This window comes from Rhizobium mesoamericanum STM3625, from assembly GCF_000312665.1.
GTDB classification, from domain to species: Bacteria; Pseudomonadota; Alphaproteobacteria; order Rhizobiales; family Rhizobiaceae; genus Rhizobium; species Rhizobium mesoamericanum.
Map to the genome: position 1 here is coordinate 1055999 of NZ_HF536773.1, position 19759 is coordinate 1075757.

Annotated in this window: 20 protein-coding genes; 17 read left to right on the plus strand and 3 right to left on the minus strand. The window is 58.4% G+C overall.

All coding sequences use genetic code 11. From position 1 onward, the window contains the following. Positions 1 to 34: 34 nt before the first annotated feature. Both BN77_RS25185 and BN77_RS25190 read right to left on the minus strand, forming a co-directional pair. On the minus strand, positions 35 to 856 hold the full coding sequence (locus tag BN77_RS25185) for a sugar phosphate isomerase/epimerase family protein (RefSeq protein ID WP_007537440.1): 822 nt from the start codon (positions 854 to 856) through the stop codon (positions 35 to 37). Beyond that, positions 856 to 1587 (minus strand): GntR family transcriptional regulator, encoded by a 732-nt coding sequence (locus tag BN77_RS25190; RefSeq protein WP_007537442.1) that lies wholly within the window; start codon positions 1585 to 1587, stop codon positions 856 to 858. Before BN77_RS25190 ends, BN77_RS25185 begins: the two co-directional genes overlap by 1 nt. 253 nt (positions 1588 to 1840) lie before the next feature. Between BN77_RS25190 and BN77_RS25195 the strand changes: the two genes are divergently transcribed. The 16 genes from BN77_RS25195 to BN77_RS25270 all read left to right on the plus strand — a co-directional run bounded on the left by BN77_RS25195 (position 1841) and on the right by BN77_RS25270 (position 18107). Further along, complete coding sequence (locus BN77_RS25195; RefSeq protein WP_007537444.1) at positions 1841 to 2734, plus strand: intradiol ring-cleavage dioxygenase; 894 nt, start codon at positions 1841 to 1843, stop codon at positions 2732 to 2734. A 23-nt stretch (positions 2735 to 2757) separates the two neighbouring features. Then, positions 2758 to 3540, plus strand: a complete 783-nt coding sequence (locus BN77_RS25200) for a fumarylacetoacetate hydrolase family protein (RefSeq protein WP_007537446.1) — start codon at positions 2758 to 2760, stop codon at positions 3538 to 3540. An 8-nt stretch (positions 3541 to 3548) separates the two neighbouring features. Continuing rightward, complete coding sequence (hpaI, locus tag BN77_RS25205; protein ID WP_007537448.1) at positions 3549 to 4322, plus strand: 4-hydroxy-2-oxoheptanedioate aldolase; 774 nt, start codon at positions 3549 to 3551, stop codon at positions 4320 to 4322. Positions 4323 to 4326: 4 nt separating this feature from the next. Beyond that, a complete protein-coding gene (locus BN77_RS25210; RefSeq protein WP_007537450.1) occupies positions 4327 to 5022 on the plus strand; it encodes a transporter substrate-binding domain-containing protein in 696 nt (231 codons plus the stop codon). Between the two features lie 173 nt (positions 5023 to 5195). Continuing rightward, positions 5196 to 7832 carry an AMP-binding protein gene (locus BN77_RS25215; RefSeq protein WP_007537453.1) on the plus strand — a complete coding sequence of 879 codons (2637 nt, stop codon included), beginning with the start codon at positions 5196 to 5198 and terminating at the stop codon, positions 7830 to 7832. Positions 7833 to 7942: 110 nt separating this feature from the next. Further along, complete coding sequence (locus tag BN77_RS25220; protein ID WP_007537455.1) at positions 7943 to 8599, plus strand: response regulator transcription factor; 657 nt, start codon at positions 7943 to 7945, stop codon at positions 8597 to 8599. Further along, a complete protein-coding gene (locus BN77_RS25225; RefSeq protein ID WP_007537457.1) occupies positions 8596 to 9972 on the plus strand; it encodes a sensor histidine kinase in 1377 nt (458 codons plus the stop codon). Before BN77_RS25220 ends, BN77_RS25225 begins: the two co-directional genes overlap by 4 nt. Before the next feature lie 134 nt (positions 9973 to 10106). Beyond that, positions 10107 to 10790 carry an MtnX-like HAD-IB family phosphatase gene (locus BN77_RS25230; protein ID WP_007537459.1) on the plus strand — a complete coding sequence of 228 codons (684 nt, stop codon included), beginning with the start codon at positions 10107 to 10109 and terminating at the stop codon, positions 10788 to 10790. Positions 10791 to 10812: 22 nt separating this feature from the next. Beyond that, positions 10813 to 12234: an aspartate aminotransferase family protein gene (locus BN77_RS25235; RefSeq protein WP_007537461.1), complete on the plus strand. Its 1422-nt coding sequence runs from the start codon at positions 10813 to 10815 to the stop codon at positions 12232 to 12234. A 4-nt stretch (positions 12235 to 12238) separates the two neighbouring features. Continuing rightward, entirely contained in the window at positions 12239 to 13192 is a 954-nt protein-coding gene (locus BN77_RS25240) for an arginase family protein (RefSeq protein ID WP_007537462.1), read from the plus strand. Then, positions 13189 to 13542, plus strand: a complete 354-nt coding sequence (locus tag BN77_RS25245; protein ID WP_007537464.1) for a DMT family transporter — start codon at positions 13189 to 13191, stop codon at positions 13540 to 13542. Before BN77_RS25240 ends, BN77_RS25245 begins: the two co-directional genes overlap by 4 nt. Further along, entirely contained in the window at positions 13539 to 14411 is an 873-nt protein-coding gene (locus BN77_RS25250; protein WP_007537466.1) for a fatty acid desaturase family protein, read from the plus strand. The genes BN77_RS25245 and BN77_RS25250 overlap by 4 nt, the downstream gene beginning before the upstream one ends. After that, positions 14401 to 15216 carry an alpha/beta hydrolase gene (locus BN77_RS25255; protein ID WP_007537468.1) on the plus strand — a complete coding sequence of 272 codons (816 nt, stop codon included), beginning with the start codon at positions 14401 to 14403 and terminating at the stop codon, positions 15214 to 15216. The genes BN77_RS25250 and BN77_RS25255 overlap by 11 nt, the downstream gene beginning before the upstream one ends. Further along, the gene (locus tag BN77_RS25260) at positions 15197 to 16342 is read left to right on the plus strand and encodes a GNAT family N-acetyltransferase (protein ID WP_007537470.1); all 1146 of its coding nucleotides are present in this window, start codon (positions 15197 to 15199) and stop codon (positions 16340 to 16342) included. The genes BN77_RS25255 and BN77_RS25260 overlap by 20 nt, the downstream gene beginning before the upstream one ends. Beyond that, the gene (locus tag BN77_RS25265) at positions 16342 to 16770 is read left to right on the plus strand and encodes an EamA family transporter (protein WP_040678440.1); all 429 of its coding nucleotides are present in this window, start codon (positions 16342 to 16344) and stop codon (positions 16768 to 16770) included. The genes BN77_RS25260 and BN77_RS25265 overlap by 1 nt, the downstream gene beginning before the upstream one ends. Continuing rightward, positions 16770 to 18107 carry an SAM-dependent methyltransferase gene (locus BN77_RS25270; RefSeq protein WP_007537474.1) on the plus strand — a complete coding sequence of 446 codons (1338 nt, stop codon included), beginning with the start codon at positions 16770 to 16772 and terminating at the stop codon, positions 18105 to 18107. The genes BN77_RS25265 and BN77_RS25270 overlap by 1 nt, the downstream gene beginning before the upstream one ends. On the opposite strand, the gene BN77_RS25275 is transcribed toward BN77_RS25270, so the two are convergent. After that, the gene (locus BN77_RS25275) at positions 18048 to 18872 is read right to left on the minus strand and encodes a MipA/OmpV family protein (protein WP_007537476.1); all 825 of its coding nucleotides are present in this window, start codon (positions 18870 to 18872) and stop codon (positions 18048 to 18050) included. The genes BN77_RS25270 and BN77_RS25275 overlap by 60 nt on opposite strands. 288 nt (positions 18873 to 19160) lie before the next feature. Here BN77_RS25275 and BN77_RS35965 point away from each other — a divergent pair, with 288 nt between their 5' ends. Then, on the plus strand, positions 19161 to 19532 hold the full coding sequence (locus tag BN77_RS35965; protein ID WP_040678443.1) for a LysR substrate-binding domain-containing protein: 372 nt from the start codon (positions 19161 to 19163) through the stop codon (positions 19530 to 19532). Positions 19533 to 19759: the final 227 nt, after the last annotated feature.

Genomic DNA, 19759 nt, shown 5'->3' on the forward strand with positions numbered 1-19759 from the left:
CCTCCCGACCGGCCTACACCGGGTCGGCGCCGGATCAATGATCCGGTTTCAAAACTCCCAGTACGCAGTCATGCAGATGTTTTAGATGTCTATCCGGGTCCACCGGCCCAACGAGTGGCACTTCAACCGAGATAGCCGCGCCGGATTCGGTTGCCGCCCAGAGGTCCTTCAACGGCAATTCGCCTTCTCCAGGAGCGAGCCTACCGCTTCTCGCCTCGGCGATCATTGCGTCCGATGTTTTTGGAGCGGGCCCGCGGACGTCGCAAAGCTGGACGTGTTTTACCTTCCCTGCATTTACACGAAGCTCGTCGATCGAGGCTCCGTTTCGAAAGAAGTGAATCCCGTCAACGAGGACACCGGCGTTCTCTGCTCCACAGGAATTCACGACTGCTACGCTGTCGCGAAAGGTTCTGACTGTCCGCCAGCCCATATTTTCGATGTCGACTGACATGCCATATCGCGCCGCGAGGGCGCAAAACTCTGAAAGGTTTGCGGCAAGACGGCCGCCGTCTCGATCATCGCCGCAAACACTCAGCCGGCGCGCGCCTATGTTCGCAGCGGCGGCCACGATCGCCTCATGGGAGGCCGCAACGAAGCTCTCGTCGATCACGAAGAACTCGATATCGAACACCTTGACGCCTTCGCCATCGGCAATTGTCTTGAATTCCTGGGCGCTGTGACTGCCGACCGGCAACTCGTAGAAAGGGGCGCCAGGGAAGGCAGGGTGAAGACGCAGACCTATCGACGCAAAACCCGCCCGAGCAGCCACCACGGCGAATTCCTTGGGCGGCAGCGCGATGGATGAAAAATGCGCCACGCCCAGTTCAAGCCTCTGTCTTGACGCCGCGACCGTCATTACAAAATCCCCTTCGTTGAAAGGTGATTGCGCAGGTTGGTTCCCGTGCGGTGGATATGCTGACGCAACATATCGCACGCATAGTCCAGATCCCGCGCGACGGCTCCCTGAGCAATCTCACTGTGCTCCTGGCTGACGTTGCGGTCACCCGACGTGCGGGTCAGAAACACGCGGCGATAACGGTCGTTCAGATTTAGAAGCAATCTGCAGAAATGCAGCAGGATCGGCTTCCCGCAGCCAGAGATGAGTGTCAGATGATATTCGCGGTGGAGTTCTTCCCAGCGCTCCAGTGTCTCTGGCCGAGCCGCGTCGCGCTCGGTGCGGTTAAGGCGATGCAGCGCGCGCATGACATTGCCCTCCCATTCCACATCGCCGAGCCGCATGGATTCGCGAAGCGCAAAGACTTCAAACTCTTCGCGCAGGGTGGTGATCTCTTCCAGATTGGCCAAGGAAATTGCTGAAACGCGGTAGCCGCGATTGTCCTCGAACTCCACTAGACCGTCCGATATCAGCCGCGCCAACCCTTCGCGCAGCGGACTGAGGCTTACGTTGAACGTCTTGCGCGCCTTGTCGAGATTGATCTTGCTGCCGGCTTGAAGCTCGCCGGAGATGATCGCCTCACGAAGACGGGATGCAAGCTGGCTCCCAATTGTGTTTTTGCCGTCATCGAGAAAGCCAGAAGACGGTGGAGCGTCTTCTGGAGCAAATGCGCCGTCGTCATCCTGCACCATTGTTCCCTCCCCGGCTCCCCGAATTAATCGTCGACGATCGATATAATAAACGATTATTTCTGTCAACTTGGATGCGCTTAATTTTGCAAAAGGACAAGCCAGAGCTTCCTTTCACGCAACAATAACGCAATAAAATCAGCGTTCCGAATGTGCTAATCCCCTCCCCCTTGACTTCCATGGGCCGCACGAATGCATGGCGGCCTTGACAGATAATCGATTATTTGGATAGTCAGAGAAATCGGGAGGTAGCCCAATGGTGATCAAAACTGAAAGCGATCTGACGCCAGCCGTCCTCGCTGCAATGAATCGCACTGAAGACCCCCGCCTGCGAGAAATCCTCGTGGCGATGGTCACGCATCTTCATGCCTTCGTGCGCGAGGTTCGACTGACGGAGGTCGAGTTTCGCGAGACGACAGCGATACTGAATGAGATCGGGAAGCTGCATACTGATCACCACAACGAGTTTGTGCTGATGGCCGGTTCTCTTGGCGTGTCTTCACTTGTATGCCTGCTGAACAACGGCGACAGAGGTCAGACTGAGACCTCCCAGTCGCTGTTGGGCCCGTTCTGGCGCCTCAACTCTCCGCGAGTCGAAAATGGCGGGTCGATCATCCGATCCGAGACCCCTGGCACTCCCTTATTCGTGCATGCCAGGGTCGTCGACCGCGACGGCAAGCCAATTGCCGGCGCCGAAGTGGATGTGTGGCATGCATCTCCCGTCGGGCTTTATGAAAACCAGGACCCGGATCAGGCCGAGATGAACTTGCGCGGCAAATTCATGACCGACGAGCAAGGTCGGTTCTGGTTCAGGACCGTCAAGATGGTCGGATATCCGATACCGGTCGATGGTGTTGTCGGACGCCTGCTCAAAGCGCAGGGGCGCCATCCGTACCGACCAGCGCACCTGCACGCACTGATCTTCAAGCATGGATACAAGACGCTGATTTCCCAGGTCTTTGACCCCAGCGACCCGAACATCGACTCCGATGTTCAGTTCGGTGTCACAGCAGCGCTGACCGGCGACTTCATTCGTCACGAGGAGCCCCATCCGACCGAAGCGGATATTCCTGGTCCGTGGTTCTCGCTCGACTACACCTATGTCATGGAGCCCGGCGAAGCCGTTTTGCCGCGTCCCCCGATCAAATAATCACGACCAGCAGAGCAAACGATATGATCACAGAAGAAGAACGCCGGGCCGCGGCAGACGCGCTGCTCAAAGCTGAAATCGAGCGCAAGCCGATCATTCAGCCTAGCAAGACCTTCCCGAACCTCGAACTCGAGGACGCCTATCGGATTCAGGCTTTGTGGGCGCAGGCGAGGGTGGCCAAGGGCGCACGGATCGTCGGGCATAAGATCGGCTTGACGTCACGCGCAATGCAGATGGCTTCGAAGATGACGGAGCCAGACTACGGCTGCATTCTTGACGATGCGCTTTACAACGACGGAGCGCAGATCAGGGCGGATTTGTTTATCAAGCCGCGCCTTGAGGTCGAGCTGGCCTTTGTTATGGGTGAGGATCTCGTCGGGCCTGGCACCAGGATTTATGACGTCATGCGCGCGACCGAGTTCGTTGTCCCGGCGCTCGAGATTATCGACTACCGGACGGAAGTCCCTCGAGCGATCACCGATACCATTGCGGACAACGCAGCTTTCGGCGCCATCGTCGTTGGCGGCCGTATAATTCGCCCGATGGACATTGATGTCCGGTGGGTAGGAGCGACTCTCTCCAAGAACGGCATCATCGAGGAATCGGGCGTGTCGGCGGCGATCATGGGACATCCGGCAGCCGGAATCGCGTGGCTGGTCAACAAGCTTCATGCTGTGGGCGGTGGCCTGAAGAAAGGACAAATAGTCCTGGCGGGCTCCTTCACGCGTCCTGTCGATATCGTGAAAGGTGATGTGATCCAGGCCGACTATGGCCCTGTTGGCTCCATCGGCGTGTCGTTCGTGTGAGGTGCTAGATGGAACATCCTGTCAATCGGTTCAAGCAGAAGCTTCTCGCTGGTCAAAGTCAGATCGGCCTGTGGTGTGCCTTGCCGGGAAGCTACGCCGCGGAAATCGTCGCGCCTTCAGGTTTCGATTGGCTCCTGTTCGACACGGAACATTCCCCGGGTGACGTTTTGACCGTATTGCCGCAATTGCAGGCGGTCGCACCCTACGACGTTTCTCCAGTCGTCCGTCCTGCCATCAACGATCCCGTTCTCATCAAACGTTTCTTGGATATCGGCGTTCAGACACTGCTCATTCCCTACGTTCAGAACGTGGAAGAGGCGAAAGCCGCAGTGGCGGCCGTGCGATATCCTCCCGATGGAATTCGTGGTGTTTCTGCCCTGACGCGTGCCACTCGTTTTGGCCGAGTTGCGCACTATGCGCAAAATGCCGAACGGGAAATTTGCCTGTTGCTGCAAGTCGAGACGCGGGAAGCGCTTAACAGCCTTGAGGCGATTGCCTCGGTAGAGGGAGTGGATGGCGTCTTCATAGGACCGGCAGACCTGGCAGCGAGTTTCGGACACAGGGGCCAACCGAACCACCCGGAGGTGGTCGAGGCAATTGTCGACGCGATTGAACGCCTGAAAGCGTTGGGCAAGCCTGCGGGCATTCTTACCCCGGATGAGAAGTTCGCGGCACGGTGCATCTCACTGGGAACGCTATTTACTGCCGTTGGTGTCGATGTCGCTGTTCTGGCGAGGGGATCAGAAGCACTCGCGGCACGGTTTGCATCGCAAGGAGCGTAAAGCAATGCCGCAACGTGATGAACTCCTCACTGAAATCGCACCGACCGGAGTCATCAGAGCGGCGGTCAACATGTCAAATGCCGCACTTGTCCAACTCGATCCAGTGACAGGCACGCTAACAGGGTCGAGCGCGAAGATCGCGGTCGCACTTGCAGCAGAACTTGACTGTGGTCTGTCGCTGGTTCGATACGGATCGGCCGCTGACATTCTTGCGGCTGCCGAAGGCGACGAATGGGACGTTGCGTTCATTGCATCCGATCCATCACGTGCCGATAGGTTCTCCTTCTCGCCCCCCTATACCAGGGTGACCGCCAGCTTCCTGGTACCAGACAGCAGCCCGTTGGACAGCTTGGAGCATGTCGATGTCGAAGGAGTGCGCATCGCCGCCGCCAGAAACGCTGCTTATACAAAGCAGCTTGAGCGACAGGTTAAAAATGCAATTGTCCTCCATACCGAAAATCCCGCCTCCGCCCTCGGTATGCTCGTATCCTCCGAGTGCGATGCGGCCGCTGGCTTGACAGAGTCCCTGTCACGTTTCTGCGAGGAGAATCCAGGTTTCCGCGTTGTTGAGGGGCCATTCTCGGAAGTGCCTCAGGCGATCGCTGTCCATCGGAGCTGCGTTCGCGCTTCAACCTTCCTGTCTAATTTCATCGAGCAGCATTGCAGTGCGGGGAATGACGTAAACCCCGAATTTGGATGATATCGGATCGACGATCCGCAAAGATGAGTTTGCAGCGACGATCACAATCCTTTCGAAAGTGGGAAAGCCGCCAACAAGATCAAAAACCGACGGGCTAGGCCGCCAGTAGTTGACTGCGAAACTCATGTATAATAGGCGCTTCGGAACGTTTTCCGGAAACCTAAAGCGCGAGCATGACCCCTCTCGACATCTTCTCCGAAATCCTTCGCGCGGATGATCGCGTGGCGCTTATCTTCGCCGATGGGAGGACGCTTTCATACGCTGACCTCAACGCGCGAACGTTACGGTTTGCAGAGCGGCTGGGCCAAGGAGAAAAGCGGCTTATCGCAATCTCGGCGCAAACCTCGGAACATATGATCGTTGCATATCTAGGTGCCTTGCGCGCTGGCCACGCAGTGGCGATGCTGCCCCCATGCGACGACCGGCTATGGACCGATTTTCGAGCGGCCTTTCGACCCGACTTCACCTTCCGGCAAGCCGACGGCCGCTGGCGCCTGTTCGATGAAAGCCGGTCTGCGCGAAGCACGCAGCAACTTCATCCCGATCTCGCTCTCGTGCTCATGACCTCCGGCAGCTCGGGCACTGCCAAGGCCGTGCGCCTTTCATACGCCAATCTCGACGCCAATGCTCGCTCGATAGCAAATTATCTCGACCTTTCCTCGGCGGACCGGGCTGCGTTGGTCCTGCCACTTCATTACTCCTACGGACTATCTGTCCTCCATTCTCACCTGGTCGCCGGCGGCAGTATTTTCCTGCCCGATGTCTCCGTGATGAGCGACGATTTCGCACGAGTGATTGGCGAAAGCGGCTGCACCAATTTTTCGGGTGTGCCTTATTCCTACGAGCTCATGGAGAAGACCCCCTTTCGGGCGACTAGGCTCAAGACGATGCGCTTCATGACGGTCGCTGGCGGACGGCTCGCCCCCGAACTCATTCGCCTCTACCGAGATCACATGCGCGCCAATGGCGGTCGTTTCTTCGTCATGTACGGCCAGACCGAGGCTGCAGCCCGTATCGCCTTCGTGCCGCCAGAAAGCCTGTCGGACAATGAAGAGCGGATCGGCATTGCCATCCCCGCCGGCAGCCTCAGCCTCGTGGATGATAACGGAAATCCGGTCGACCGACCGGGTGCTGCTGGGGAGCTCGTCTACGCAGGCCCGAACGTGATGATGGGCTACGGTTCAGATCGCATCGACCTTGCGCGCCCCGCCGAGGTCGAGGCGCTGCACACCGGCGATATCGCAGTCCGCGACGAGCAGGGTTTCTTCCGTATCGTCGGGCGGAAAAGCCGTTTCGCAAAGGTTGCAGGTCTGAGGATCGGCTTCGACATCATGGAGCAGGCTCTGGCGAAGGCAGGCATTGCTGCTGCCGTGGTGGGTGACGATGAAGGTCTGCAGGCCTATGTGACTGACATTGGCGCGGCTGATCGGACGCGGCGGACCCTTGCGGAGGCGAGCCATCTTCCCGTGAACCTGATCTCCGTTACTGAGCAAACGAGCCTCCCAAGGCTTGCTTCCGGCAAGATCGACTATGACAGCCTCGCAAAGACGATGCAGCAAACGCGCGAGAAAGACCGTCCGGCGTCCGTCAGCGTGCTGGAAGCTTATGCCCGCGTCTTCTATCCGCTCACAGTCGGCCGCAATGACAGCTTTGTCTCGCTTGGCGGCGATTCTCTTCGTTTCCTGCAGCTAGCACTTGAACTCGACCGGCTTGGCCTCGACCTGCCGGAAGGCTGGGTGCACACGCGGATCGCCGAACTCGACAATTGCCTGAAGGCAAAACGCCCCTCCCGGATTGCAGACACAAGAGCGCTGCCAACCGATCTGGTCCTAAGGGCTGCGGCCATCCTGATGGTGGTGCTGCACCACGAGATGCTATGGCCCATCCCCGGCGGATCGGGCGTCATGATGCTCCTCGTCGGCTTCAGCCTAGCGCGCTTCCAGTCAGCCCACTTCCTTGCCGGCCAATTCCGCCCTGCGCTGCGGCCCGCCATCAACATTCTTACTCCCTATTTTTGCATTGTTGCCGCCTATGCTCTCGTGTGGCGGACGGTTCCCTGGGCCTCGATCATGTTGACCGGCAATTTTGGCTATGCCGACCCGGAGCGTCACGAGATGGTCCCCTATCTCTACTGGTTCATCGAAGCTTACGCACAGACGCTTCTCGTCTTCACGCTTATTTTCGCGATGCCTCGGGTGCGCAGGTTTGCGCTGGCACAACCTTTTGCCTTTTCGCTTGGCCTGCTCGGGATGGCAGTCGCCGCTCGCTTTTTTCTTCCTTTCGTCTTTGACATCGGCAACCGGCAGATTTTCACGATCTATTGGGGATTCCACCTCGCGATCTTCGGCTGGTGCGCCGGCCTTGCCGATAGTAACGCCCGGCGCATGGTTCTGATGGCGCTTGCTTCAGCAGTGCTTGGTTATCTCGCCTTCTGGGAGACGGTTTGGATTGGAACGACGGTCAAGTATCTGACGATCTTCGCGGCGCTTCTTGCCCTTCTTTATCTGCCGCATATTCGCTTGCCCGTATGGCTCGGTCGCGTGGTGACAGTGATTGCAGTCTCGGCCTTTCCCATCTACCTGCTGCACCGCTTCGCACCGGAACTGCTTATGATGCCCATAGCCGGCGCCTTGCCGGGCCCGGTCTTTCACCTGCTGGCCATTGCCGGTGGTCTGGCGATCGGCATTTTCGCCAACAACACTCTGGCGGAGATCCGCAATGCGCTGAGTGCAATGGCGACAGCCAGGAATACCAATGTGCCTCAGCCAGCACCTGTTGCTGCCGCGACCTCGCCTCGCGCGGGGCGATAGCTCAGCAAGAAGGATCTGCGATTGAGGAGCTTTTCGAAGCCCGCCACAACAATGCTTCAAATCGCCCTTCTCATCGGCAAATCTCCGTCTATTGCAGGAACGAAACGACCGTGCGCATTCTCCTTGTCGAAGACGACAGCATTCTCGGCTCATCCTTGAAGAAGGCACTCGAAAAGCATGCCTATGGGGTCGACTGGATGCGCGACGGCGCGTCAGGTCTTGAAGCGACGGAGCATTCGGATTTTGCAGCCGTCATCCTTGACATCAACCTGCCGCGTCTCAGCGGCATCGAGGTGCTGAAAGCTGTGAGACGTAAAGGCAACGCCGTTCCCATCCTGCTTTTGACGGCGCTCGACAATGTCCGGCGAAAGGTCGAGGGTCTTGACGAGGGAGCGGACGACTATCTAGTCAAACCCTTCGATCTTGACGAACTGCTTGCCCGCCTGCGGGCGCTGATCCGGCGACGCGACGGCCGGACGGAAATCCTGCTTCGGTGCGGGGATATCGAGCTAGATCCATCGGCAATGGTAGCCCGCAAAGGCAACATACAGGTGCACACCACGGCAAAGGAGTTTCACCTGCTCAAGCTCCTGATGGAGCGCAGCGGTCGCTACGTGACGAAGAACGATATCGAATACGCACTCTACGATGCCTATAGCAGCGTCGAAAGCAATGCCATCGAGGTCACGATCTACAATCTGCGCAAGAAGCTCGGCACCGATTTCATCAAATCGATCCGCGGCATTGGTTACATGATCGAACGATGAGGCCATCAACCCTTACGCGCAAGCTCTTCCTGCGGATCGCCCCTGTCGTCGTCGTGACGATCTTGGTGGTCGGCGCCTTCGCCTTCAAAAGCGCCACGCGCGAGATCAACAATATCTACGACGCGCAGCTTATCAATGATGCAAACGTATTGTGGGGGCTGCTGCACAACCGGTTACAGCACTCGCCGGAGCACACGCCGCAACAGGTCGACGACATCGACTTCAACATGGACAATCAACTCGCCTTTAACGAGGACGCAGACGACTACGCCGATGCGCACATGTTCCGCGCCTGGGTGAACGGTAAGATCATTTTTTACTCCAGCACCGCATTTCTCTCCGACGTGCCCTATCAGAAAGCGGGCTTCAGCGACCTTTCTTACCGCGGTGAGAACTGGCGGCTTTACTCCTTGCCGATCCCGGCTTCGGGCATTGTCATGGAAGTCGGCGAAAAGATGTCCCTGCGCCAAACCCTGGTTTCCAACATCCTTCTAAACCTGTTCTTTCCGCTTCTCGTGCTGGTGCCGGTAATCGGCTTTCTGATCTGGCTCGGGATCCACAATGGCCTGCGGACCATCCACGGGCTTGTGCACCAGATCCGCATCCGTTCGCCGGACGACCTTTCGGCCATTGCGGTCAAGGACCTGCCGAGGGACCTTTTGCCTCTCGGCCGGTCGATCAACCAGCTTCTCGAAAAGCTCGGCCGGTCCCTCACCCTTGAGCGGCGCTTTTCCGATCTTGCCGCCCATCAGCTACGCACGCCGCAGGCAAGCGTCAAACTATTGCTCCAGATGCTGGCAAGCACCGATAACCAGCAGGAGCAGAAGGCGATCATCTCGGATCTGGTGACCAGCAACAACAGAGCCACCCATCTCATCGAGCAGTTGCTGCGCCTTGCCAGGGTCAGCCACCACCCGCTCGATCCGATGCCGGTTCAGATTTATCACATGATCGCGTCGATGATCGCGGACTTCGGCAAGATCATCAATAGCCGCAATCTCGACGTCTCGCTGGAAGGGCCGGAATCGGCTCAGATCAGGACGGATGAATCGCTGCTGCAGATGATGATCAGCAATCTCCTGGACAATGCGATCAAATACACGCCGGTCGGCGGCGCGATCGAGGTCGTCCTCTCCGCGGAAAGCGCGTTCTGGCTGATATCGATCAGCGATAGCGGACCAGGCATACCGCCCGAAGAGCGGGAGGCGGTGTTCAACCGCTTCTATCGTCTCGACACGCTGAATGCCGAAGGAGCAGGTCTCGGGCTTGCGATCGTTGCCGACACCGCAGACCGGCTTGCCGCTTCCGTGAAGCTATCCACCCCCTCGTATGGCAGCGGTCTGCGGGTCGAACTGCGGCTGCCGAAGAACTGACGCAGGACCGACTGCGCCGATCACGATCCGCGACAACGGCTCCGTCATTTTTCATTTTCGCATCATTTTGCTCTCAGGTCTGCCTCATTGGCCATCGGTAAACACCACCGCAAGGCAGATCGAAGGACTATTTGATGCAGGTATTTTCTGATTTTGACGGCACGATTTCCATTCAGGACGTGACGGATGTTGTGCTGTCCTGTTTTGCCGAGCCTGAGTGGGAAGACCTCGAGCAGCAATGGAAAGACGGACTGATCGGATCACGAGAGTGCATGCGCCGCCAGATCTCCCTCATTCGGGCAAGCCGTCGCGAACTGGACGCCATCCTTGACACCGTGGCAATCGACCCGGGCTTCCTCGCCTTCCGCGACTACTGCCGCATCAACGGCCTGCCCCTGACGATCGTCAGCGACGGCGTCGACTATTTCATCCGGCACGTGTTGAGGCGCAATGGCATCACCGATCTGCCGGTCGTTGCCAATCTGCTTCAATGTAGCGGTGTCGATGGCGTCGCCAGCTACACCCTGGCACCCACCTCCAACTCAGCCGGTTGTTCGTCCGGCTCGGGCGTGTGCAAATGCCGGATCGTCTCTGGCCGCGAGCCGGAGATCTATATCGGCGACGGACGGAGCGACTTCTGCGTCGCCGGTAGAGCCGACCTCGTCTTCGCTAAGGACAAGCTCGCCGACTACTGCGGCGACGAGAACATCCCATTCATCGCCTTCGATGATTTCGCCGACCTGCTTTCCAAAATGAAGGCCGTCATTCCGAGCATCGCGCGAGACCGTCGCGCGGTGCTGCAATCGAAAATCGCCTGAATCAGAACACCGAGAGGCCCTTATGAACATTGTGAACGCTGAAAGCTTCAACGAAAAGACGCCGCTCTCCGACCTATCGGAAGCCGAGCTGCGCCTGCTGGAGGAGACCTATTGCTCTCACGGCGATACGGTCCACTATTCGGCGGAGCCGAAATTCTTCGAGGAATGCGAAGGTTCCTATCTCTATGATGCCACGGGAACGCCGTTTCTCGACCTGCAGATGTGGTATTCCGCCGTCAATTTCGGCTATCGCAATGAACGGCTGGATGCCGCCGTCCATCGCCAGCTGAACCGGCTGCCGCAGGTCGCTTCGCAATATCTGCATCGCGAGAAGGTCGAACTGGCCGCCATGATCGCGCAGGACGCCGAACGCAAATTCGGCCGCAAAGGACGCGTTCATTTCAATGTCGGCGGATCGCAGGCGATCGAGGATTCGCTGAAGCTGGTGCGTAATTATACCGGCGGCAAAAGCCTGATGTTCGCGTTTGAAGGCGGCTATCACGGCCGCACGCTTGGCGCCTCGGCGATCACCTCCAGCTATCGCTATCGCCGCCGCTTCGGCCATTTCGGCGAAAGAGCGCACTTCGTCGAGTTTCCTTACCATTTCCGCGGCCCCAAGGGCATGACGAAGGAGGAATATGGCGAGCACTGCGTGCGCAAATTCGCTCGCCTCTTCGAAAGCGAATATAATGGCGTCTGGGATCCGAAAGTCGGCAGCGCAGAATATGCCGCCTTCTATGTCGAACCGATCCAGGGCACCGGTGGTTATGTCATTCCGCCGATGAATTTCTTCACCGAACTCAAGAAGGTTCTGGATCAACACGGCATCCTGCTCGTCGTCGACGAGATCCAGATGGGCGTCTACCGGACCGGCAAACTTTGGTCGATCGAACATTTCGGCGTTTCGCCCGACGTTCTCGTCTTCGGCAAGGCGATCACAAATGGGCTCAACCCTCTGTCGGGCGTCTGGGCCAGGGAAGAAATGATCAATCCGACGGTTTTCCCGCCCGGCTCCACCCATTCCACCTTCGCCAGCAATCCGATGGGCACGGCCGTCGCGCTGGAAACCATGAAGATGCTGGAAGAGGAAGATTTCGGCGCCGCGATCATGGCCAAGGGCGCATATTTCCTCGATGGCCTGAAACAGCTGCAGAAGCGCCATGCGATCGTCGGCGATGTCGACGGCCTCGGATTGGCGCTGAGATGCGAGATCTGCAAGGAAGACGGTTTCACGCCTGACAAGGCGACGATGGACTGGCTTTGCGATGAGGGCATGAAGGGCGACCTTATGGTCGGCAACAAGACCTATGGCCTCGTTCTCGACGTCGGCGGCTACCATAAGAACGTCATCACGCTTGCCCCGAACCTTTTGATTACCCGCGACGAGATCGACTTGGCGCTGACGCTGCTCGACCAGCTCTTCACGCGCGCAGTCCGGAGATAGGATAGTGCAGCTTCTCCTCCTTCATCTCGACGATGCTTTGGAGTTGCAGCCAGACTTCGTGCGCGCCTGCACGCTTGCAGGCGCGTGCCACCATGTCGACAAGCTGAGCGGCAAGGCGATCAGACTGTGGAGCAGGCAGAACATGCTTGCCGAACTCGGACGGGACATAGCCAGGTCGCTGCCGCTGCGCAGCAAAGGGCCGCAGCTTGCCTTCATGGGCTCGGGCGACTTCCATCATGTGACCGCCCTGCTGCTCGATGCCGCTCTCGAACGGCGTCCAGCTTCGACCACACTCGTTCATTTCGACAATCACCCAGACTGGGTGAATTTCGAGGGCGGCATGCATTGCGGCTCGTGGGTCAACAGCGCCCTTTCAAACCCTTATATCGAAAGGGTTGTTACGGTCGGGGTCTGCAGCCACGACCTGCGCAATCCCGAGCGCAAGGGCGCCAATCTGAGCTGGCTGCGGCAAGGCAAGCTCGAACTTTATCCTTACGAGCATCCCCCGAGCCGGGTGAAAGCGGATTATGGAAACGGCCCGAGCTACCACCAGGACGGAGGCGCCCTTCACTGGAATTCCATCTCCGAAATCGGCGAGGACAACTTCATCGATCGGATCCTCAGCCGCATCGGCACCGAAGCAGTCTATGTCACGATCGACAAGGACGTACTCGCCGCCGATGATGCCGTGACCAACTGGGATCAGGGGCGCATGCGGCTGCCCTATCTGATGGCGCTGATCAGCGAGATCGGCAGCCGCCATCGCATCATCGGTGCTGATGTCATCGGCGATTATTCGGTGCCGAACTATGCCGGCGGGATCATGACCCGCCTGCTCAAACAGGCCGAAATCTTCATTGATCAACCGCGTCTGCGGCAGGCAGCCGACGCGGTGCGAAACATCAACAGTGCCGCAAATCACGCATTGCTGGAAGTCCTGGCGGAATCGATGGGATGACCGGCAGTCTCACATTGCCCATGCTCGGCCTGATCCTCTTCTGCGTGCTGGTGGAAACGGCGCGCGAGGTCTGCTTCAAGCAGGCTGCCAGCGACCGCCCTGTGGTTGCGACGCTCGCCAAACCGCTGACCTGGCTCGGCATCGCATTCTGGGCCATCGAACTGCTGGCCTGGACCGTTGTGCTCGCCAGCGTGCCGCTCACGATCGCCTTCCCCCTGATGGCGCTGAGTTATGTGGCGACCGTCGTCGCCGGCGCCGTCATCTTCAGGGAAAATATCAACCTTCGTCACGCGACGGGCGTGTTTCTCGTTACCGCCGGCGTGGCCTGTGTCGGAGCAACCGGACTATGAAAATCTTTGCTCATACGAGGTGGGATGCCGCCCCCGTCCTTGCCGCAGTGGCGCATCTCGTTTTCGACGTCTACCTGATCGTCGACTTCCAGAGCCGGCCGCTCTGGGCCTCTTTGATCCTCGGATGCCTCTATGCCGTGTCGATATCCTGGAATATCAACAGCATCTCGCACAATTTCATCCACACCCCCTATTTCAAGCCACGATGGATGAATTACGCCTTCAGCCTGATGGAATCGGTGGCGATCGGCTTTTCCCAGACCTATTACCACTGGGTGCATATGCGCCATCACTCCGGCAACAGTGACCGGCCGGACGAGAAGGGCGAGACGGTCGATCTTCTGTCGATCTATCGCCATGGCCGGAACGGCGAGCCGGAAAACGTCTGGTCTTATACGCTGAAGAGCTTCTTCCGCGACAGTCTCGGCGATATCCACAAGGCCATCGCCAGGCGGCGTCCCTTCGATGCCGCGTGGGGCCGTTTCGAGCTGCTGGCCTTTCTCGGCCTGGTGGCGATTGCACTGATCTACGACTGGAAGGCCGTACTGTTCTTCGTGCCCTTCTATTATGCCGGCAACTGCCTGTCGTCGCTCAACGGCTATTACGAGCATCTTCATGGTGATCCGGACGAACCGATTGCCTGGGGCGTGAGCAGCCACAAGCCCTTCTACAACTGGCTGTGGTTCGGCAATGGCTATCATGCCGAACATCATTACCGGCCGCGCACCCACTGGACAAAACTCTCGGCCCTGCACGAACAGATCAAGGACGAGCAGGAAAGGGCGGGCACGCACGTGATCAGCACCTGCCATGCGTTTGGCTTCATGGCCCCGGAAAACCGCGAGGCGGAGCTTCGGCATGAGGTCTGAGGAATTGAGTTTCTTCCTGGAAGGCACGAATGGCAAAGGTGTGCTGCTGATCCACGGCCTTACCGGGGCGCCGGCCGAAATGAAGCTTGTCGCCCGCCAGCTCAATCGTCGCGGCTACAGCGTCCATGCGCCGCTGCTGGCCGGCCATGGTGAGGATATCAGGACACTGCGCCGCACGAATTGGGAAGACTGGCTGAAAAGCGTGCTGCAGGCCTCCGAATTCCTGGCCGAGCGCACGCAGGAGATATTTGCGGCCGGCATCTGCGTTGGCGGAAAGCTCTCACTGCTTGCAGCCGAGCAGCGGCCGGACCTGATCAAGGCGGTCGCCATCTATTCGCCGTGCTTCCACTATGACGGCTGGGATGTTCCCAGGCACTATACGCTGCTGTCGCCGCATATCGGATGGTTGTCGTGCATCCCTTTCCTCGACCGTCTCAATTTCAGGGAGAATGACTCTCTCGGCATCAAGGACGAACGGATGCGGCGCATGGTCGAAGGCATGACAGGCGAAGGAATGCTCGAGAAATTCCCCGGCCGCGGCATTGTCGAAATGCACCGGCTTGGCAAGGCGCTTCGCGGAACCCTGCCGCAGATCCAGACACCGACGCTAATCCTGCATGCGGAAGAAGACGATCTGAGCAATCCAAGACATGCCCTCTACATCTCCGAGCATATTGGCGGACCGCATGAACTGCGGTGGATCAAGGACAGCTACCACATGATCCATCTCGATCGCCAGCATCGGCAGGTCGCGGCTTTCACGGCGGATTTTTTTGAGGCAGGCCATGCTGCAATTCGCGCATAAACGTCCCTTTCCCGGCAGCTTCGAGCCCGTCACGCACGTCTACGACACGATCCGCGCCATCGGCCGTGAGGCCTGGAACGCGTGCTTCCGGGGACATGTCGAGGATTACGATTGCCTGCTGGCGATAGAAGACGCCGGCATCGGCGACTTCGAGTGGCGCTACCTGACCGTCGTTGAGGACGGAAAAATCACCGCTGCCATGCCAGCTTTCCTGTGCCCTTATCCATTGGATACCACGCTGGAAGAAGGTGTGCTGCGACGACTGATACGTCGCGTGCGGCAGCATGCACCGGGTTTTCTCGTTCTGCGGCTTGCCTGCCTTGGCTCACCCTGCACCGAAACTGGCGCGATAGGCTTTCATGCCGACGTGCCCGAGGAGCGCCGCGAGGCGCTGTTTGGAGAATTGCTTGCTGCCTTCGAGGCGCTTGCGGCCAAAGAGGGCTGTGCGCTGATGGGGATCAAGGATATTCCGGCACCGGTTGCCTCCGAATTCGGCGCGCTGTTTTCAAAACGCCGTTATGCTGCCATCGGCGGCCTTCCGTCCGCCTGGCTTGATATCGATTTCAAGACCATCGACGACTATATGGGCCGACTGTCGGCAGGCACCCGAAAGGACATGCGGCGCAAGCTGAAATCCTTTGATGCCATCAGGGTCGAAATCAGAACCGATATCGGCGATCTGCTTCCTCGGGTGATGACGCTCTATCATGACACGCGCAATCGCAGCGAATGGCAGTTCGAAGAACTGACCCCAGCCTATTTTGAAGGCATCCTCACCCATATGGCGGGCCGCTCGTTCTGCGCCCTTTATTTCGTCGGCGACGAGCTGCTCGCCGCCAACCTGATCGTTCATGACGAACGGCTCGCAATCGACAAGTTCTTTTGCATGGATGGCGAGCGAGGACGACCCTACAACCTCTATTTCCTCAGTTGGTTCACCAACCTACGCTATTGCCTCGATCGTGGTCTCTGCCGCTACCAAAGCGGCCAGGCCTATTATGAAAACAAGGTGCGGCTCGGCAGCCAGCTTACGGCAAACACCATGTTCTTCCGCCACCGCAATCGGCTGCTGCAGGCGCTGTTGCGGCTGGTCTCCCCCCTCTTCTCGCAGGACGAGGCCAAGTGATGACGTCAATGCGCCTGACATGGCTTGCCGTGCCTGTCCTCAACACGCTGTTCCAGATCTTCACCAAGCTAGGCGCGGCGCAACTCGGCAATGTCGAGAGAACGGCCTGGCTGGAGGATGCGCTGACCTCGCACTGGATCCTGGCAGCCGTCGTCGTCGAGATCGTCTGCTTCTTCATCTGGATGACGGTGCTCGCCGAACTCGACCTCAGCAAGGCCTTTCCGCTTTCTGGCATCAGCTACCTGCTGGTCGTTGCCACCGGCTGGTTCGCTTTCGGCGAACCGATCGTCGGCCTGCAGATCGTCGGCAGCGGTCTGATCCTCGCCGGTGTCTGGCTGATCGCCTGCGCATCGGAAAAACCGGGCGCCATCAGCGACCGCGATGGCGGACCGATTCTGCCGCACGCCCATGTCAGCAAGGATCGGTGATGCGGCCAAGCCAGAACTTCATCCTCCGCCATGGCAAAGCCGCTGCCTCGGCGTTTAGCAATTGGGTCCTCAAGCGAGCGCTTTCGCGCATCGTCACTCGTGGCGGCCTCGATGTCACAGCATCCAATGGGCAGCAACTTTGCTTCGGCGACGGGTCCGGAGAACGCGTGCATGTCAGCTTTGCCGACCTTGCAGCGCAATGGGCGTTTCTCATCGACGCCGATTTGCGGCTCGGCGAACTCTATATGGATCGCCGTTTTCTCATCGAACAGGGCTCACTCCACGACTTCCTGGCGATGATGCTGCGCGAGGCGCAGAACGCCAAGCATCCCCTCATCGCCCGGCTGATCGACCGTGCCCGCACATGGCTGCGCATCTTCCGCCATCGCAATCTGCAAGCCCGCTCCAAAGCAAATGTCGCCCACCATTACGATCTGGATGGGAGGCTCTACGAACTCTTCCTCGATGCGGACTGGCAATATTCCTGCGCCTATTTCGAGAGCCCCGACCAGTCGCTCGATGCGGCGCAGCTTGCCAAGAAGCGGCATCTCGCCGCAAAAATGCAGCTTGCGCCTGGCAAGAGTGTGCTCGATATCGGTTGCGGCTGGGGTGGGCTGGCCCTGCATATCGCCAAGCATGTGCCGGGCGGGCATGTGCTCGGCATCACCCTGTCGGAGGAGCAGCATGGCTACGCCCAGAAACGGCTTGCCGAACACGAGCGGATGGAGGCGGATATCCGGTTTGCCCTTCAGGATTATCGCAGCCTGAGCGGCCGGTTCGACCGGATCGTGTCAGTCGGCATGTTCGAGCATGTCGGTCTCGCATCCTACCGCGCCTTCTTCGAAAAATGTGCGGACCTGCTTGAAGATGACGGCATCATGGTTCTCCACACCATCGGCTGTTCCGCAACACCCGGCTTCACCACGCCTTGGCTCGACAAATACATCTTTCCCGGCGGCTACATTCCCGCGCTGTCGGAGATCCTTCCCGAAATCGAGAAAGCCGGTCTTGCGGTTACTGATATCGAGGTGCTGCGCCTGCACTATGCCTGGACGCTGGCTCATTGGCGAAAGCGCTTTCTGGCGAGCTGGCAAGTGGCTGCAGCACTCTACGACGAACGCTTTTGCCGTATGTGGGAGTTCTACCTTGCAAGCGCCGAAGCCGCATTTCGCTACGAAGATCTGGTGGTTTTCCAGATCCAATTAAGCAAGCGCAACGACGTCATTCCCGTGACGCGGGACTATATCGGCCAGCATGAGATAGCAGCAGCGCAGAGCTCAAAAGCCGATCTGGAAGGAGCGGTTGAGCGTGATACCGATGACGTTCTGGTCGGCTGAGCCGAGCCTTGAGGTGATCGGGCTGCTGGCGGCATCGCCCACGAGGCGGCTATATTTGTCGTAGATCTGCACGCTCCAGACCGGTGATAGCGTATAGGTCGCGGCAACCGTGAAACCGATGGATTTGAGACCACCATTCGTGTCGAACGCATCGACGCGACCACTGTTGGCGGCCTCCTCGGCGGAAACCGCGAAATTGTTGCGCATATTTGTGCCGTTTGCCACAGACAGGCGCGGACCAGCAGACAGCAGCCAGCGATCGCCGACCGGCTGGAACCAATCAAGAAATAGATCGGCAAGCAAGCCATCGCCGCCCCACAACGCCTGACGTGTTTCCCCTCGCACGCGCAGGCGATTCTCTATCGGCCAGTATTGCGCAAAGACGCCGGCATCCAGGTTCCACTGAACTGAATGCAAACCCTGCAGTTCGGGATCGTCAAACGACGACCGTCCACCCCTCAGGCCGACGACGGGGCCGATTTCGATGTCGCCGATATCGAAAAGCGCGTAGTCGATATTATCATCCGGCGCGCTGTACTCAGGCGCTTCGCCGAGGCGTCGAAAATCAAAAGACGGCATGCCGCTGAAGGAAAGGTGCCTCGATCCTTCATAGGAGGGGCCGTATTCGACGGATCCACCAAGCGTTACGATCCACTGATCATCGGAGGACCTTGCATCCTGGCTCAACGCCGAATGAGACCCCAGGAGTATCACCTGCAACGATAGCGCCGCCACCCGGAACAATGCCGTATCCGAAGAGACCATATACGCCTTGCTCCGCGCCTTAAACGTCAGCGAACGATCTTGCTTTCAAAAGGGGCCGCCGCTGGGCATTTCTTTAAAGCAATTCTGTTTTCTCTGCCAAGTGCCTTGGGGCACGCACATCCAAACGCCGCATTTCTTCTTTTCGGCGGCCGGCCGGAGGCAATGCTTTTAGCCCATCGACTGGGGGACCTCCGAAAATGCGGTCCCGCACAATTTCGGAACCATGATGTGGGAATGCGGTTGTAGTGGACCAAGGTAACCTGAATCCAGTCCAAATCGCGGAGCAGTATGAAATCCCTCAACACCGCCACGAGCGAGCGGGCGGTGAGAGTGCGCGAGGCAGCAAAGATTTCGGGCCGCTTCTCAGCAAGCTCCATTGAAGCAGTATATCAGGCTTGCTTGGGCGGGCTCGGCATTTCCAATCTTTCGCGATGGTACATTGATCCATCCTTCGACGAAGGCAAGCTGGAACACATCATATTGGAAGACGCCGAACCCGAGCCGTTGGGAATTTGGGCAGTCTACCCTAGCTCTCGAATGGTGCCCCCGAAAATCCGTCTATTTATCAGGGCCGCTCGAAAGTACACTCCGTGCGGGCGATCAAAGCAGCGAGTAACGGTCTGCAGCCAGCCTGGCGGCGAAGCGGAGCCGACCGGGTAGTGCATATGATCACAGCCGCGCTCGGACAGACGAACAGCCCGTTAAAGTCGTGCTTTCCGACCTCATCGCGGACAATGGTGAGCAATCTCTCGCTTTTTCCGGACCCTAACGTGTCGCCAGTCGATAAAGCGATCTTAGAGTTGTATGCTACAAGCAAAATTGAAGAATGCGACCCCGATATTTTATGTTTCTCCCTAAATATTCTATTTCAACAACCATGAAGTGTT

Excerpts from the sequence above, each read along its gene's own strand:
- BN77_RS25250 (WP_007537466.1), top strand. The coding sequence starts at position 13,539 with ATGAAAATCTTTGCTCATACGAGGTGGGATGCCGCCCCCGTCCTTGCC.
- BN77_RS25195 (WP_007537444.1), top strand. The coding sequence starts at position 1,841 with ATGGTGATCAAAACTGAAAGCGATCTGACGCCAGCCGTCCTCGCTGCA.
- BN77_RS35965 (WP_040678443.1), top strand. The coding sequence starts at position 19,161 with ATGAAATCCCTCAACACCGCCACGAGCGAGCGGGCGGTGAGAGTGCGC.
- BN77_RS25270 (WP_007537474.1), top strand. The coding sequence starts at position 16,770 with ATGCGGCCAAGCCAGAACTTCATCCTCCGCCATGGCAAAGCCGCTGCC.
- BN77_RS25200 (WP_007537446.1), top strand. The coding sequence starts at position 2,758 with ATGATCACAGAAGAAGAACGCCGGGCCGCGGCAGACGCGCTGCTCAAA.
- hpaI (WP_007537448.1), top strand. The coding sequence starts at position 3,549 with ATGGAACATCCTGTCAATCGGTTCAAGCAGAAGCTTCTCGCTGGTCAA.
- BN77_RS25265 (WP_040678440.1), top strand. The coding sequence starts at position 16,342 with ATGACGTCAATGCGCCTGACATGGCTTGCCGTGCCTGTCCTCAACACG.
- BN77_RS25230 (WP_007537459.1), top strand. The coding sequence starts at position 10,107 with ATGCAGGTATTTTCTGATTTTGACGGCACGATTTCCATTCAGGACGTG.
- BN77_RS25185 (WP_007537440.1), bottom strand. The coding sequence starts at position 856 with ATGACGGTCGCGGCGTCAAGACAGAGGCTTGAACTGGGCGTGGCGCAT.
- BN77_RS25245 (WP_007537464.1), top strand. The coding sequence starts at position 13,189 with ATGACCGGCAGTCTCACATTGCCCATGCTCGGCCTGATCCTCTTCTGC.
- BN77_RS25210 (WP_007537450.1), top strand. The coding sequence starts at position 4,327 with ATGCCGCAACGTGATGAACTCCTCACTGAAATCGCACCGACCGGAGTC.
- BN77_RS25260 (WP_007537470.1), top strand. The coding sequence starts at position 15,197 with ATGCTGCAATTCGCGCATAAACGTCCCTTTCCCGGCAGCTTCGAGCCC.
- BN77_RS25255 (WP_007537468.1), top strand. The coding sequence starts at position 14,401 with ATGAGGTCTGAGGAATTGAGTTTCTTCCTGGAAGGCACGAATGGCAAA.
- BN77_RS25235 (WP_007537461.1), top strand. The coding sequence starts at position 10,813 with ATGAACATTGTGAACGCTGAAAGCTTCAACGAAAAGACGCCGCTCTCC.
- BN77_RS25215 (WP_007537453.1), top strand. The coding sequence starts at position 5,196 with ATGACCCCTCTCGACATCTTCTCCGAAATCCTTCGCGCGGATGATCGC.
- BN77_RS25225 (WP_007537457.1), top strand. The coding sequence starts at position 8,596 with ATGAGGCCATCAACCCTTACGCGCAAGCTCTTCCTGCGGATCGCCCCT.
- BN77_RS25275 (WP_007537476.1), bottom strand. The coding sequence starts at position 18,872 with ATGGTCTCTTCGGATACGGCATTGTTCCGGGTGGCGGCGCTATCGTTG.
- BN77_RS25190 (WP_007537442.1), bottom strand. The coding sequence starts at position 1,587 with ATGGTGCAGGATGACGACGGCGCATTTGCTCCAGAAGACGCTCCACCG.